The sequence below is a fragment of the Streptomyces sp. NEAU-YJ-81 genome, assembly GCF_017592595.1.
Lineage (GTDB): Bacteria > Actinomycetota > Actinomycetes > Streptomycetales > Streptomycetaceae > Streptomyces > Streptomyces hygroscopicus_B.
On record NZ_JAGFNO010000012.1, the window covers coordinates 245568 to 258948 of the forward strand.

At 71.2% G+C, this 13381-nt stretch carries 13 protein-coding genes; 5 read left to right on the plus strand and 8 right to left on the minus strand.

Annotation, left to right across the window (positions count from 1 at the left end):
• The first annotated feature begins 6 nt into the window (after window positions 1–6).
• On the plus strand, window positions 7–561 hold the full coding sequence (gene amaP, locus J5X86_RS25750) for an alkaline shock response membrane anchor protein AmaP (protein ID WP_208519085.1): 555 nt from the start codon (window positions 7–9) through the stop codon (window positions 559–561).
• Between the two features lie 477 nt (window positions 562–1038).
• Here the strand turns inward: amaP and J5X86_RS25755 are convergent, their stop codons facing one another.
• The 6 genes from J5X86_RS25755 to J5X86_RS25780 all read right to left on the minus strand — a co-directional run bounded on the left by J5X86_RS25755 (window position 1039) and on the right by J5X86_RS25780 (window position 6812).
• Window positions 1039–1794, minus strand: coding sequence for an SDR family oxidoreductase (locus J5X86_RS25755; protein ID WP_208519086.1), 756 nt, complete (start codon window positions 1792–1794; stop codon window positions 1039–1041).
• A gap of 4 nt (window positions 1795–1798) precedes the next feature.
• Window positions 1799–3580: a glycoside hydrolase family 15 protein gene (locus tag J5X86_RS25760; RefSeq protein WP_208519087.1), complete on the minus strand. Its 1782-nt coding sequence runs from the start codon at window positions 3578–3580 to the stop codon at window positions 1799–1801.
• 47 nt (window positions 3581–3627) lie between these two features.
• The gene (locus J5X86_RS25765; RefSeq protein WP_208519088.1) at window positions 3628–4437 is read right to left on the minus strand and encodes an SURF1 family protein; all 810 of its coding nucleotides are present in this window, start codon (window positions 4435–4437) and stop codon (window positions 3628–3630) included.
• A 78-nt stretch (window positions 4438–4515) separates the two neighbouring features.
• Window positions 4516–4749, minus strand: coding sequence for a hypothetical protein (locus J5X86_RS25770; protein WP_078640728.1), 234 nt, complete (start codon window positions 4747–4749; stop codon window positions 4516–4518).
• 63 nt (window positions 4750–4812) lie between these two features.
• The gene (locus J5X86_RS25775) at window positions 4813–5799 is read right to left on the minus strand and encodes a DEDDh family exonuclease (protein WP_208519089.1); all 987 of its coding nucleotides are present in this window, start codon (window positions 5797–5799) and stop codon (window positions 4813–4815) included.
• 101 nt (window positions 5800–5900) lie between these two features.
• A complete protein-coding gene (locus J5X86_RS25780; protein WP_208519090.1) occupies window positions 5901–6812 on the minus strand; it encodes a hypothetical protein in 912 nt (303 codons plus the stop codon).
• A gap of 120 nt (window positions 6813–6932) precedes the next feature.
• Between J5X86_RS25780 and J5X86_RS25785 the strand changes: the two genes are divergently transcribed.
• Together J5X86_RS25785 and J5X86_RS25790 are read left to right on the plus strand one after the other, a co-directional pair.
• Complete coding sequence (locus J5X86_RS25785) at window positions 6933–7865, plus strand: sterol desaturase family protein (protein ID WP_208519091.1); 933 nt, start codon at window positions 6933–6935, stop codon at window positions 7863–7865.
• Complete coding sequence (locus J5X86_RS25790) at window positions 7862–8557, plus strand: lysoplasmalogenase (protein WP_208519092.1); 696 nt, start codon at window positions 7862–7864, stop codon at window positions 8555–8557. The genes J5X86_RS25785 and J5X86_RS25790 overlap by 4 nt, the downstream gene beginning before the upstream one ends.
• Before the next feature lie 52 nt (window positions 8558–8609).
• Here the strand turns inward: J5X86_RS25790 and J5X86_RS25795 are convergent, their stop codons facing one another.
• The gene (locus J5X86_RS25795; RefSeq protein WP_208519093.1) at window positions 8610–9131 is read right to left on the minus strand and encodes a hypothetical protein; all 522 of its coding nucleotides are present in this window, start codon (window positions 9129–9131) and stop codon (window positions 8610–8612) included.
• A 92-nt stretch (window positions 9132–9223) separates the two neighbouring features.
• On the minus strand, window positions 9224–10756 hold the full coding sequence (locus tag J5X86_RS25800) for a S8 family serine peptidase (protein WP_119986805.1): 1533 nt from the start codon (window positions 10754–10756) through the stop codon (window positions 9224–9226).
• A gap of 636 nt (window positions 10757–11392) precedes the next feature.
• Here J5X86_RS25800 and J5X86_RS25805 point away from each other — a divergent pair.
• Window positions 11393–11749, plus strand: coding sequence for a DUF485 domain-containing protein (locus J5X86_RS25805; protein WP_208519094.1), 357 nt, complete (start codon window positions 11393–11395; stop codon window positions 11747–11749).
• Window positions 11746–13365, plus strand: coding sequence for a cation acetate symporter (locus J5X86_RS25810; RefSeq protein WP_208519095.1), 1620 nt, complete (start codon window positions 11746–11748; stop codon window positions 13363–13365). Before J5X86_RS25805 ends, J5X86_RS25810 begins: the two co-directional genes overlap by 4 nt.
• Window positions 13366–13381: the final 16 nt, after the last annotated feature.

The following is a 13381-nucleotide window of genomic DNA, read 5'->3' on the forward strand; positions in this document are numbered from 1 at the left end:
CGCGCCATGCTGAGGGTCGTCAACCGGGTGCTGCTGGGGGTCGTGGGTCTGGTGCTGGCCGGGGTGGGCGCGGTGGTACTGGCCGGGTGGCCGCCGTTCGACGGGCGGAGTGATGTGCTGCTGAGCCGGGCGGATCGGACGCGGTGGCGGGATGCCGGATGGTGGTGGCCGGCCGTCATCGCGGCGCTGGCGGTGCTCTTCGTGCTCGCGCTGTGCTGGTTCCTGGTTCAGATGCGGCGGCGTCGGCTGCAGGAGGTGCTGGTGGAGACGGGCGACGGCGAGGGCGCCCTGCTACGGGGGCGGGCCCTGGAGGCGGCGCTCCTGGCGGACGCGGAGTCGCTGGACGGCGTGGAGCGGGCCCACGTCCTGCTGCGAGGCCGACGGACCACGCCGGAGGCGCGGATGGGTCTGGTGCTGGAGCCGCGCGCCGAACCGACGTTGACACTGGACGCGCTGCGGGCGGAGGCCCTGGAGCGCGCACGGAGCTCGGCGGGCCTGGAACAACTCCCGGCGGAGGTGCGCCTGAGGGTGGCCCGGCACGGGGCGGAGCGGGCGCGGTAGGTCTGCGGGGCGCGGGGCGCGGGTGGGGTGGTGGTTGCTGGGGTGCGCGGTGGGGTGTGTGGTGGGTGCCGGGTGCGGGGCCTCCGGGGCGGGGCCCTGGACCGTATATTTACGGCGCCATTGACCGGGGACGTGGAGTTGGTCGGAGATTGGCGCCACAAATACACGTAAGCGTCCAGGACCCCACCCCTGCGACCCCGCCCCCTCCCGTCTCGTCGGCGACCGCGCCTCGGTGGCACGGGGCGCCCGTTCGGCCCGGGGGCCGTGAATTCAGCCCCTCCGGCGTTTGAGGAGCGGGGTCCGGGGCGGAGCCCCCTCCTTCGGGAAGGGGCGGGGTGGGGGGCTGTCCGCCGGAGGCGTCCACGGTCCGCACTCGGTGTGCGGCCGGGTCCAGGTCCTGGGCGGACCCCGGCGGGGTCGAGGGGCCCACCCCGCGCGGGGGAGCCGCACATTGGTGTTGCGCGGGTTGCCGCCCCCTCAGAAGTTGTGCAGGGCCCCGCCATCCACCGGAAGCATCAGCCCGGTGAGATATGACGCCGCAGGCGAGAGCAGAAACGCGGCGGCCTTGCCGAATTCCTCGGGCGTCCCATACCGCCGCAGCGGAATCGCCGCCGCGTTCCGCTCCCGCGAGGCCTCCGCGTCGCCGGAGAGGGCGTCGAGTTCGCGGACGCGGTCGGTGTCGATGCGGGCCGGGAGGAGGCCCACGACGCGGATGCCGCGGGGGCCGACCTCGAGGGAGAGGGACTTGGCGAAACCGGCGAGACCGGGTCGCAGGCCGTTGGAGACGGTGAGGCCGGGGATCGGCTCGCGGACGGAGCCGGAGAGGACGAAGCCGATCACGCCGCCGGAGGGGAGCTGCTCGGCGGCCGTACGGGCGAAGCGGACGGCGCCGAGGAAGACGGAGTCGAAGGAGGCCTGCCACTGGGCGTCGGTGATGTCGGCCGTCAGCCCGGCCGGCGGGCCGCCGACGCTGATGAGGACGCCGTCGAAGCCGCCGAAGCGCTCGCGGGCGGTGGCGATGAGCCGGGCCGCGGTCTCGGGGTGGGCGTTGTCGGCGGCGACGCCGACGGCGTTCGGGCCGAGGTCGGCGGCGACGGCGGCCGCCGTATCGGCGTCGCGGCCGGTGATGACGGCCTTCGCACCGTCGGCGATCAGCTCACGGGCGGCGGCGAGGCCCAGCCCGCGGGTGGCTCCGGTGACGATGTACACCCGGTCTTTGAGTCCAAGATCCATGGAGTCAGTCTGCCCTGGGCCGCTCCGCGAGGGTGAGGGCGGTCCCCACGAGGCCGATATGGCTGAACGCCTGGGGGAAGTTGCCGAGCTGTCGGCCGGTCGCCGGATCGTACTCCTCGGCGAGCAGTCCGACGTCGTTGCGGAGCGCGAGGAGGCGTTCGAAGAGCGCGCCGGCGTCCTTGTGGCGGCCGGCCAGGTGGAGGGCGTCGGCGAGCCAGAAGGAGCAGGCGAGAAAGGCGCCCTCGGAGCCGGGGAGGCCGTCCACACCGTCGGCGGCGGTGTAGCGGCGGATCAGGCCGTCCTCGCTGAGCTCGCGGCGGACCGCGTCGATGGTGCCGATGACGCGGGGGTCGGTGGCCGGGAGGAAGCCGACGCGGGGGATGAGCAGGGTCGCGGCGTCCAGCTCGGCGGAGCCGTAGGACTGGGTGAAGGTGGACCGCTCGGGGTCGTAGCCCTTTTCGCAGACCTCGCGGTGGACGGCGTCCCGCATGGCGCGCCAGCGGTTCGCGTCGCCGCTCAGCTCGGGGGCGGCCGCCAGGGTGCGGACGGCGCGGTCGGCGGCCACCCAGGCCATGACCTTGGAGTGGACGAAGTGGCGGCGTGGCCCGCGGATCTCCCACAGCCCCTCGTCGGGGTCGCGCCAGGCGGACTCCAGGAAGTCCATGAGCGCGGTCTGGATCTTCCAGGCGTGCGGTTCGGCGGGCAGCCCGGAGGCGCGGGCGAGGTGGAGGGTGTCGAGCACCTCGCCGTAGACGTCGAGCTGGCGCTGGTCGACCGCGCCGTTGCCGACCCGGACGGGGGTGGAGCGCTCGTATCCCTCCAGCCAGGGCAGCTCATGCTCGTGGAGCCGGCGCTCGCCTCTGAGGCCGTACATGATCTGCAGTTCGGCCGGGTCACCGGCGATCGCGCGCAGCAGCCAGTCGCGCCAGGCGGCGGCCTCCTCGTGGTAGCCGGCGCGGAGGAGGGCGTTCAGGGTGAGGGTGGAGTCGCGCAGCCAGCAGTAGCGGTAGTCCCAGTTGCGGACCCCGCCGAGCCGTTCGGGCAGCGAGGTGGTGGGGGCCGCGACGATGCCGCCGCTCGGGGCGTAGGTGAGCGCCTTGAGGGTGATCAGGGAGCGGATGACGGCGTCCCGGTGCGGGCCCTCGTAGCGGCAGCGGGCGGCCCAGTCGCGCCAGTCCGCCAGGCTGGAGCGGAGGGAGTCGTACGGGTCGATGAGCCGGGGGCGGGGCTCGTGGGAGGGGTGCCAGGTGAGCACGAAGGCCACCCGGTCCCCGGCCGAGACGGTGAACTCGGAGCGGGTGCTGAAGTCCTTGCCGTAGGTGTGGACCTCGGGCTCCGAGCGCAGCCATACGGAGTCCGGCCCGGCGACCGCGATCCGGTGGCCGTCGGTGCGGCGCATCCAGGGGACGATCCGGCCGTAGTCGAAGCGCAGCCGGAGGACTCCGAGCATCTCGACGCTGCCGGAGACGCCCTCGACGATACGGACGACGTCGGGGGCGCGATCGCGCTGCGGCATGAAGTCGATGACCTTGACCGTGCCGGTCTCCGTCTCCCAGACCGACTCCAGGACGAGGGAGTCATCGAGGTAGCCGCGGCGGGTGCAGGCGCCCGCGCCCTTGGGGGCGAGCCGCCAGTGGCCGTTGTCACGGCCGCCGAGGAGCGCGGCGAAACAGGCCGCTGAGTCGAAGCTGGGCAGGCACAGCCAGTCGATCGAGCCATGGCGGCTGATCAAAGCCGCCGTCTGGTGGTCACCGATGAGGGCGTAGTCGTCGATGTGCTGGGCCATGTCCGGGCGCCTTCCCCCGGAAGGCGGATCCTAGGCCCGGACGGCGCTCAGTCCGCCGTGGCCGCGGCGGGGACCTTCTCCGGGGTGGCCGCCGCCTTCGCGGCCTCGGCGGCGCGGTCCCGCCGCTCGCGGCGGGCCAGGACGACCCAGCCGATGGGCACACCGGCGGAGAACAGCCACCACTGGACGGCGTACGCCATGTGCGGGCCGATGTCGCTGTGGTTGGGCGCGGGGACCGGCTGGGGCTGCTTGTCGCCCTTGGGGGAGGACGAGGTGAGCTCGATATAGCCGCCGAGGACGGGCCGGGCCAGCGCCTTCGCCTGCTGCTCGCTGTTGATCAGCGAGACCTGGCGGGGCGGCAGCCCCTGCTTGTCCTTGATGCCGCTGTTGCCGGTGGTCTCGTCGGCCTTCAGCCGGCCGGTGACGGTGACCTTGCCGGAGGGGGCGGCGGGGACCTTGGGGAACGCGGTGAGGTCCGTACCGGCCGGGATCCAGCCCCGGTTGACCAGGACCGCGCGGTCGTCCGTGAGCAGCAGCGGGGTGAGGACGAAGTAGCCGATGGACTGCTCGTCGGAGCCGGTGCGCTGGCGGACGACGACCTCATGGGCGGTGTCATAGGTGCCGGTGGCGGTCACCGTGCGCCAGGTGTCGTCGCGGGCCACCGTACGGCCGGGGGAGGTGAGCTTGTCGACGGCCACGGCAGGGGCGGCGAGGCTGTCCCCGATCAGCTGGTTCTGCGCGACCCGGTGCTCATGGCGGTGCAGCTGCCAGAAGCCCAGCCTGATCATCGTCGGGATCAGCGCCAGGGCGACAAGTGTGAGGATCACCCACTGCCGGGTCAACAGGAAGCGGTACACGTCCTTGACCCTACTCGGCGTGGATTGTCCCTCGGCCGCTGGGGGCGGCCCAGGCACAATCCACGCAGGTGGCCGGGTTCACACATGGTCGACGATGCCCACCTTCCCTTCCGCCCGAGCGCAGTGCGCACAACAGAAGAACTGGCCGTCCGCCTCCACGCCCTGCCCGATGATCTGGGCGCGGCAGTGTTCGCAGATGGGCGCCATGCGGTGGATGGCGCACTGGAAACAGTCGAAGACGTGCACATCGCCCTGCGCGTGCACCTCGAATGTCATCCGGTAATCGTTTCCGCATACCTCACAACGTGCCATGCGCCTCAGCGTGCGGGCCCGCGCGGTGGCGGGCGAGCGACGGCCGGGCGCGTCGCGCCGACTTCACCTGTTTGTCGGCGGCGCTGGGGTGACGTCCTGGAGGAGCTGCATGAAGGCGGCCTCGTCGATCACGGGCGTGCCGAAGGACCGGGCCTTGGCGGTCTTGGACGTGGGCGAGTCGGGGTCGTTGGTGACCAGCACGCTGGTGAGCCGGGAGACGCTGGTGGCCACGTGCAGCCCGGCCTCGATCGCCCGGTCCTCCAGCAGCTCGCGGTCGACGGAGGTGTCCCCGGAGAACGCCACCCGCATGCCCTGGACAAGCTGCCCGCCCGGCTCGTACCGCCCGGGGTTGGGGTAGGGGCAGGCGGGGCGCTTGCGGCTGGGGCGCCAGGTCTGCCGGTACGAGCGCTGGCGGCCGATCGCCGGGCCGTCGGACCACTCGGTGAGCGGCTGGCAGGCCAGCAGCGGCAGGCGCAGCCCGGTCTCGGCGGCCCGGTGGAGGCTGGGCCGGAAGGTCTCGGCGAGCACCCGCGCGTCGTCCAGGGCGTGGTGGGCGCGGCGCTGGACCACTCCATAGTGCGCGGCGAGGGTCTCCAGCTTGTGGTTGGGCAGCGGCAGGCCCAGCTCCTTGGAGAGGGCGATGGTGCACAGCCGCTGCCGCACGGGCGCGGCGCTCTTGGAGCGGGCGTACTCCCGGGCGAGCATCGACCAGTCGAAGGCGGCGTTGTGCGCGACCAGGACGCGGTCGGCCAGGCGCTCGGCGAGCTCCCCGGCGATCTCGGGGAAGCGCGGGGCGCCATCGAGCACCTCCTCGGTGAGGCCGTGGATCCACACCGGGCCCGGGTCGCGCTCCGGATTGACCAGGGTGTACCAGTGGTCCTGCACCGCGCCCCGGGCGTCGAGCTGATAGACCGCCGCGGAGACGATCCGGTCGTCGCGGGCCAGGCCGGTGGTCTCCACGTCGACGACCGCGTAACCCTGCGGATAGGTGGCCGGCCAGGAGGACGGCGGTGCGGGGTGCGGTGCGGCTGTCGTGGGGTCTTCGAGCATGGTCAATGAGGATACGGGCCGCCGCCGACAACCCTGACCGGCGGGCCGGTCAGGGCAGGCGGAGCCCCGGGGTTGACGGGGCGTCGGCGCCGGGCGGTGGGTCAGAGCTTGGACAGGGCCAGTTGCAGATCGATGTCGCTGGTGAGGATGCGGCCGGCGCGCTTGTCCCCCGGGCGGTCGGGCACCGTGACCTTCACGCCGGGCGAATGCCCGGTGAGAACGGTCACCTTGGCGCCGTCGAAGCGCGGGGCCCGCTGCCCGATGACGGACTTCAGCCGGTCGGCGGCGCGCTCGGCGGTCCGTTTGCCGTCGGTGAGGGCGCAGATGACCCCGGATGTCTCCTTCGCGGACTTCGCCAGTTGTCCGGTGGCCGACAGGCGTACGGTGTTCTTGGCGTGCTCGGCGTTCTTCCCGCCGAAGTCGACGCGGTAGGCATCGCCCAGGCAGCGGTCCAGGGCCTGGTAATCCGGATCGTCCGCCAGGGACTTGCCCTTGGCCGGGCGCACCGAGGACAGGTCCTTGCCGGCGAAGCCGAAGGAGAGCTCGTCCTGGGCGACCCGGAGGGTTATGCCCTCCTTCTTCCAGATGGTCTCGCCGTGCCAGGTGCTCCGGGCGAATCCGCCCGCCTTGAGCTTGGCGGTGATGCGGTCCGCGTCGAAGGAGCCGTCCCAGTGTCCGGCGTAGCCATTGGTCACATCGGTGTCGATCATGGCTGGATCGAGGCCGTAGGCATGGGCGTTGAAGCGGTAGCCGCTCAGCAGTGGGCTGCCCGCCCGGCCGACCGTGCGGAACCGCTGGGAGCCGCCCTTCTCCAGGGAGCGCACCCGGTCGGCGTCGAGATAGGAGACCTGGGCCCCCGTCGCGCCCGCGACCGAGATGTGCCCCACCGCGGCCATCAGGGGTGAGGGGGAGTCATCGTCGCCCGACCCGGAGGAACACCCCGTGGTGAGCGCCGACAGCAAGCAGGTGAGGGCTATGCCGCCGGTCCGGAACCGTTCTCTGGCTCTGCGCACAGGCGGGGAGCTTAATCGGCCATGCGCTCCTGGGCGACCCCTGTTGTTGACATCGCATCTACCATACTTGTTGGTAACTACCCCTAGCGGCGGCCTTACGGGCGGTTCTATGTTGCGGACATGCCGCACCTGCCCAATGCCGTGCTGTGGTCGATACCGGCCTTTGTCCTGCTCACCGTCGTGGAGATGGTGAGCTACCGCTTCCATCCCGACGACGATGCCGAGGGCTACGCGGCGAAGGACGCCGCGACCAGCGTCACCATGGGGCTCGGCAGCCTCGTCTTCGACCTGGTGTGGAAGATCCCGATTGTGGCGATCTACGCCGCCATCTACGAACTCACCCCACTGCGCGTCCCGGTGCTGTGGTGGACGCTGCCGCTGATGCTGCTCGCCCAGGACTTCTTCTACTACTGGTCGCACCGCGGGCACCATGTCATCCGCATCCTGTGGGCGTGTCATGTGGTGCACCACTCCAGCCGCAACTTCAACTTCACCACCGCCCTGCGGCAGCCCTGGACCACCTGGACCGTGTGGCCGTTCTACGTGCCGATGATCGCGCTCGGGGTGCACCCCGCGGCGGTGGCGTTCTGCTCGTCGGTGAACCTCGTCTACCAGTTCTGGATCCACACCGAGCGGATCGGCACCCTGCCGCGCCCGATCGAGTTCGTCTTCAACACCCCCTCGCACCACCGCGTCCACCACGCCTCCCAAGGCGGCTACTTGGACCGCAACTTCGGGGGCATCCTCATCGTCTGGGACCGGCTCTTCGGGTCGTTCGTCCCCGAGATCGAGCGGCCCGTCTACGGCCTGACGAAGAACATCGACACCTACAACCCGCTGCGCGTGGCCACACACGAGTACGCGGCCATCGCCCGCGACATCGCGGCGGCGCGGGGCTGGCGGGAGCGTGCGGGCCGGGTCTTCAGGGGGCCGGGCTGGCAGCCCGGGCCGGTCCCGGAGGGCGGGTCGGCTACGGAGGCCGGGCCTGCTACGGAGCCCGGGCCTGCTACGGAGCCCGGGCCGCGGGAGCCGGTCGGCGAGAGCGTGCGGTGACGGCCGCCGCCGGGCGCGCGACGAGGGCCCTGCCCGCCCTCTTCGCGCTGCTGACCGCCGTTCACCTGGGCGCGCTGCTCATGGACGCCACCACTGTCGTCCACCTCACCAAGCCCGCCCTGATGCCCGTCCTCGCCGCCTGGGCCCTGGTGCGCGGCGGGCCGTGGCCGCTCCCCGCCGCGCTGGTGTGCGGCTGTGGCGGCGATGTGCTGCTGCAGATCGGCGGGGAGACCGCGTTCCTGGCCGGAATGGGGTGCTTCGCGGCTGGGCACCTCTGCTACCTGGCGCTGTTCACCCGTGCCGGGCGGGGCGCCCTGTTCGCCCGCGCCGGGTGGCCTCGTACGGCGCCCTGGGCGGCCGCCGGGTACGGGGCCGCTTGGCTGGGCACGGTGGCGCTGCTGTGGTCCGGCCTCGCCTCGCATCTGCGGCTTCCCGTCGCGGGCTACAGCCTGCTGCTGACGGTCATGGCGCTGGCCGCGCTCGGGGCGGGCCCGTGGACCGGGCTCGGCGGGGCGCTGTTCATGCTCTCCGACACTCTGATCGCGGCCGGGCTCGCCGACTGGCCACGGCCGCCGGTGCCCCAGTTCTGGATCATGGCCACCTATATCGCCGCCCAGTGGCTGCTGATGGCGGGAGCGACGCGCGACGCGGTCCCGCGCCCCGGGCCGGAACCGGCGCTCGTCGGGCCGTGAGAGGCGCTCGGCAGACTGGAACGGGCGCCCGTTGGGCCACAACCGGCGCTCGTCAGGCCGTGACCGGCAGCCGCCTCAGCCGGACCACCCGCAGCGGGTCCGAGGGGCGGTCATGGCTCAGCTCCCAGCCCCGGGCCCGCGCCGCCTCGATGACATAGCCCGCGCCCACCCCGCGGTACTCGCGCACGACGACGTCGTGCGGGCCCGGCGGCGGGGCCTTCTTCGCCTTCTGGGCGGCCAGCTCCTTGCTGGTCCAGGCGGCGATGCGCTTGTCGACCCGGGCCCGGTAGAAGGCCGCGTCGCCCTCGTGCCGCAGCTCCGGGAGCGTCACGCACCAGGCGGGCCACACCGCCACGCTGTCCCCGAACTTGTCGATCAGGCCGAGGAACCCCGTTTCGAACCCGGGGATGACCGTAAGGATCTCGGCCACGATCCCGAAGGCGATGAAGCCGAGGAAGATCACCACGATCAGCGCCCACCACAGCGGCAGAAGCAGCACGGTCAGCACGAACCGGATCAGCAGCCAGAAGGCCGACCGCGGGGGCAGCGGTCCCCAGGAGGCGTCGTGGTGCACGGGAACGGGGTCCTCTCGCCGCTACATGGGGGACGTGTACGGGCCGCCGGGCGGCTGATCCACCCCGGCGGCCCGTGCATTGTGTCAGCCGGTCACTTCTCGACGGCGTCCAGGGCGTCCGCGAGCCCGGCACCGTAGAAGCCGTTGTAGCGCTTGCCGCCCTCGCACACCGCGTCGACCGTGCCGTCGCCGTCGATGTCGTACGGCGTCGGGCAGGCGAGGTCATCGGCCTCGGCCTTCAGCAGCGCCTTCACCATCCAGGGGGAGGCGTGGGGATGGGTGCTCTTGACGAGCGCCGCGACACCGGCGACATGCGGCGAGGCCATCGAGGTGCCCGCCATGTAGCCGTACTGCCCGCCCGGCAGCGTGTTGTAGATCAGACCGCTGGTCGCCGGGGGCTCCGGCTTCTGGTAGATGGTGCTGTCGCCGCCGGGGGCCGCGATGTCGATGATCCCGAGGCCGTAGTTGGAGAACGAGGACTTGAGGTTCTTGGCGCCGGTCGAGGCGACCGTGACGACACCCGGCAGCTGGGTCGGGATGTCCAGGCAGACACTCGGGTCCACCTCCCGGTCACCGGGGGTGGTGTCGTTGGGGCTGGAGGGGTCGGTGATGGTGTCCGAGGTCAGGTCGTAGTTCTCGTTGCCCGCCGCGGCCACATTGACCACGCCCTTGCGCTCCGCGTACGACGAGGCCCGGCGCACCGCCTCGACCAGGGCCTTCTGGTCCGGGTCGGTGGTGCAGTTGAAGTACCACGGGTCGGTGTAATAGCTGTTGTTGGTGACGTCCACGCCGTGCTCGGCGGCCCAGATGAAGCCGCAGACGACCGCCTCGGTGTAGAAGAACCCGGCCGTCGTGGACACCTTGATACCGGAGACCTTGACGCCCGGGGCCACGCCGGTGACGCCGATGCCGTTCTTCGCGGCGGCGATCTCACCCGCGACATGGGTGCCGTGCGGGGACTCCTCCGCGGTCGGCCGCCAGGCGCCGTCGGCGGTGTCCGGCTTGCCGGTCACACAGTTGACGGACGCCTTACGGTCGAAGTTCGGCGCCAGGTCGGGGTGGGTGTCGTCCACACCGGTGTCGATGACCCCGACGGTGACATTCCGGCTGCCCAGGCTCTTCTCATGCGCCTTGTCCGCCTTGATCGCCGGCAGATCCCACTGCAGCGGCTCCAGCGGGTCCTGCCCGGCCTTGGCCTTCGCCGCCACCGCCTGCCGCTCCTTCTCGCTCAGCAGCTTCGGCGTATCGATGTCGTCGGTGGACTGGGCGGGCAGCGGGGCGGTGCGGGTGTTACCGGCGGAGGCGACGCCGCGGACCTTACGGACGCTCTTGGCGAAGTCCGGGTTGGCGGAGTGGACGACGATGACGCCGATCCGGTCGTACGACACCACGACCGTGCCGCCGGCCTGGGCGATGGCCTTGCGGATCCGGGACGGGTCCTGCCCCGGGCGGGTGTTGACGACATAGCTCAGGGACGGACCGTCGGCCGCGGTGGCCGCGGAGGCGTGGCCGTCCCGTCCGAGAGCGGTGGCGGTGGTGGGCAGGAAGGCCAGCGCGGTGGTGAGCGCCATGGCGGCGGGTATCGCGGCGGTGCGCAGCGGCAGGGAGGTGCGGCGCGGCGTCATGGGTACTCCGGTTCTCTCGATCGGGTGGGGAGGCTCTGGGCGGACGGACCGGGCTGGATGGACAGCGTTCCGGACCGGGGGCGCGGACGCGCGCTCAGCGCGCCACTCGGGGGACGTGGAGCCCCCGGGCGCGGGCGGCGGCCCAGCGGGCCGCGTCAACGGCCGCGGTACGGCCGGGGTCATCCGCACAAGCGAATGTGCGCGCCCTCGGGGCGCGGATCCCGCACGCCGCCTCGATGCCCCGGGACGCCGCGAGACCGGGGCAGAGGCGGCGGGGAGTGGCGATGGGGTGGTGCGCAGCCGACGGGCCGTCAAAAGCCCGCCGTCCGGGTCTTGGAGGAGCCGATCTCAGATGAGCCATGGGGTCTCCACTTCATCCGTCCGGGCCGCCCGAACGCCGTCGGCGTCTGGGCGGGTACATGACGAAGGAAGCTATCGCTGATCAAGGTCGGACATCAATGCATTCCGGAAGAAAACCCGCCACAGTACCCGGAGCCGATCCGTCCTCCGAAGTTGTATCCGTCTTTCAATCAACCGGCCCCTGTCGTAGCGGGTCGGCGTCGCCCTACCATGCGTGATCTGGATCACCTCCGCCGCCGTATTCATCCCCGTCGGACCCACTCACCAGGAGAGACCGTGGATACCGCCCCGGCCAATGATCGTCCCGACGATCAGCGGCAACGAGACCGTTCTTCCTACGCCGAGGTGCAAGCGAGCGCGGAGTTCGGCGAACTGCGCGGTGCCCACCGCTCGTTCGCCTTCCCGCTCACCATCGCGTTCGTCAGCTGGTACCTGCTCTACGTACTGCTGTCCAACTACGCGGGCGACTTCATGGGTGCCAAGGTCGTCGGCCATGTCAACGTGGCCCTGGTGTTCGGGCTCGCCCAGTTCCTGACGACCTTCCTCATCGCCTGGTGGTACTCCCGGCACGCCGCCGCCAAGCTCGACCCCCGCGCCGAGGCGATCAAGTCCCGTATGGAGGAGCGTTCATGAGCTTCCATCTGCTCGCGGCCGAGAGCGCCTCGGACAACCGGCCGTTGATCATCACGCTCTTCGCGGTCTTCGTCCTGGCGACCCTCGGCATCACCATCTGGGCGGGCCGGCAGACCAAGGACGCCAACGACTTCTACGCCGGCGGCCGCCAGTTCTCCGGCTTCCAGAACGGCCTCGCCATCTCCGGCGACTACATGTCCGCCGCGTCCTTCCTCGGCATCGCCGGCGCCATCGCGCTCTCCGGCTACGACGGCTTCCTGTACTCGATCGGGTTCCTCGTCGCCTGGCTGGTCGCCCTGCTGCTGGTCGCCGAGCCGCTGCGCAACTCCGGGCGCTACACGATGGGCGACGTCCTCGCCTACCGGATGCGCCAGCGCCCGGTGCGCACCGCCGCGGGCGTCTCCACCATCGTCGTCTCGATCTTCTATCTGCTGGCGCAGATGGCGGGCGCCGGTGTGCTGGTCTCCCTGCTGCTGGGCATCACCAGCGAAGCCGGGAAGATCCTCATCGTCGTCCTCGTGGGCGTCGTGATGATGCTCTACGTCACCATCGGCGGTATGAAGGGCACCACCTGGGTGCAGATGGTCAAGGCCGTGCTGCTGATCGCGGGCACCCTGCTGATCACCTTCCTGGTGCTGCTGAAGTTCAACTTCAACATCTCCGACCTGCTGGGCGAGGCGGCCAAGAACAGCGGCATCGGAGAGTCGTTCCTGGAGCCGGGGCTGAAGTACGGGCTCAACGCCACCACCAAGCTCGACTTCATCTCCCTTGGCATCGCCCTGGTCCTGGGCACCGCGGGACTGCCGCACATCCTGATCCGCTTCTACACCGTGCCCACCGCCCAGGCCGCCCGTAAGTCGGTCAACTGGGCCATCGGCATCATCGGCGTCTTCTACCTGATGACCATCGCGCTGGGCTTCGGCGCCGCCGCCCTGCTCGACCACGACGCCATCATCGCCTCCAACAAATCCGGCAACACCGCGGCCCCGCTGCTCGCCGAGGAGATCGGCGGCGGACCGGACTCCACGGGCGGCGCCATCCTGCTCGCGGTGATCTCCGCGGTGGCGTTCGCGACGATCCTCGCCGTGGTCGCCGGACTCACCCTCGCCTCCTCGTCCTCCTTCGCCCACGACCTGTACGCCAATGTCATCCGTAAGGGCGAGGCGACGCAGAAGGAGGAGATCTCGGCGGCGCGCTGGGCCACCGTCGGCATCGGCACCGTCGCCGTCGTCCTCGGGGTGTTCGCACGAGATCTCAACGTCGCCGGACTCGTGGCGCTCGCCTTCGCGGTCGCCGCCTCCGCCAACCTCCCGACCATCCTCTACAGCCTGTTCTGGAAGCGCTTCACCACCCAGGGCGCGCTGTGGTCCATCTACGGCGGACTGATCTCCTCGGTCTTCCTGGTGCTCTTCTCGCCCGTCGTCTCGGGCAAGGAGACCTCGATGTTCCCGGACGTGGACTTCCACTGGTTCCCTCTGGAGAACCCCGGCCTGATCTCCATCCCGCTGGGCTTCCTGCTCGGCTGGCTGGGCACCCTCGTCTCCAAGGAGCAGCCGGACAAGGACAAGTACGCCGAGCTGGAGGTCCGCTCGCTCACCGGCCACGGCGCCCACTGATCCGCCCCGACCACCC